The sequence below is a fragment of the Streptomyces sp. NPDC058691 genome, from assembly GCF_042714775.1.
Classification (GTDB): domain Bacteria; phylum Actinomycetota; class Actinomycetes; order Streptomycetales; family Streptomycetaceae; genus Actinacidiphila.
The window spans coordinates 1-1,429 of sequence record NZ_JBHXSO010000140.1 but is presented as its reverse complement, the minus strand read 5'-3'; the positions used below and the strand labels follow the sequence as shown (position 1 = coordinate 1,429).

The window sequence follows — 1,429 nt, the reverse complement described above, 5'->3', positions numbered from 1 at the left end:
AAGACGACGTCGTCGCGGCCTGAGACGGCGGCCAGGACCCGTGACCAGACCACGTGGAAGACGGTGGCCGGGCTGACGCCGTGCCGGCGGGCCTGTTCCCGCACCCGCGCCGCCAGCCCGGAGTCCACCACCACGCGTGTTTCGGTCACGTCGGTGCCGTCGCCGCGCACGTCCAGCACACCGAACGGCGCGGTCGGCTCGGTCACCTCACCGAGCGCCTTCGCGAAGTAGGCCGTGTGCTCCTCTCGCGACACACCGAGCAGCGCCTGACCGACGAAGTTCCGGTACGGCAGCGGGTGCGGCAACTGCTCCCCCCGCCCTTCCAGGAACGCCCGCACCTCACCCAGCACCACATCCATCCCGGCGTGGTCCTGCGTCATGTGATGCATCCGCAGCCCCAGCAGCCAGCGTCCGCCATCACCGTCCGCCGCCACGTACGCCTCCATCAGCGGCGCGCGGCGCAGTTCCATTGGCGCTTCACACACTGTCAGCAGCGCCTGTACCGCGTCCTCACCGGTGACCCCGGGGCCGAGGCCGGCCTCGGCGACCGGCATCACGGCCCGCCGGTGGACCACCTGCACCGGGTGGTCGAGGTCCTCCCACGCGATGGAGGTGCGCATGATGTCGTGGCGGTCGATGACCTTCTGCCAGGCGTCCACGAACGCGTCCAGTCGCGCCCGCGAGTCGAAGCCCAGCACCAGCCGCAGTAGATACGGCGCCTGTCCGTCAGCTGCTTCCAGCTGGTGGTGGAAGAACATGCCTTCCTGGAGCGGTGCGAGCGGGTAGACGTCCTGCACGTTCGGCGCCCCACCGGGAACACCTGCCGCCACCAAGGCCAGTTCCTGCTCGGACAGTCCGGCCAGCAGCACCATCTCCGGCAGGATCGCCTCCGCGTCCTGGGGGATCAGGGAGGGCGGCACCACGACCTCGTCGCGGCCTTCGGCGGCGGCCAGGCGGGCCGGCGTCGCCGCGGCGAACAGCGTGCGCACATCAACCGACACACCCCGCGCGCGCAGTCGCTCCACCAGCGTGACCGCCAGCAGCGAATGGCCGCCCAGGTCGAAGAAGCTGTCGTCGACGCCGACCGTCTCCAAGCCGAGGACCTCGGCGAAGACCGCGCACAGGATCTCCTCGCGCACCGTCTCCGGCCCACGCCCCGCGCCCACGCCAGTCGAGTAGTCCGGAGCAGGCAGAGCCCTGCGGTCCAGCTTCCCGTTGGGGGTGAGTGGCAGCGTCTCCAGCACTACCACCGCCGACGGCACCATGTACTCCGGCAGCCGTTCGGCCACATAGGCACGCAGTGCCTGCACGTCGGCCACCGCATCCGGGGCCGGGACCACGTAGGCGATGAGGCGTTTGTCGCCGGGGTTGTCTTCGCGGACGATGACTGCGGCTTGTGCGACGTTGTTGTGGGTGGTCAGGAGTGTTT

The 1,429-nt window shown here is 70.3% G+C and carries 1 protein-coding gene; it reads right to left on the bottom strand.

Translation table 11 applies throughout. The features are described 5' to 3' along the window. Nucleotides 1-1,429: condensation domain-containing protein (locus tag ACFWVC_RS38610; RefSeq protein ID WP_384299586.1), on the bottom strand; the 1,429-nt coding region annotated here is incomplete at both ends.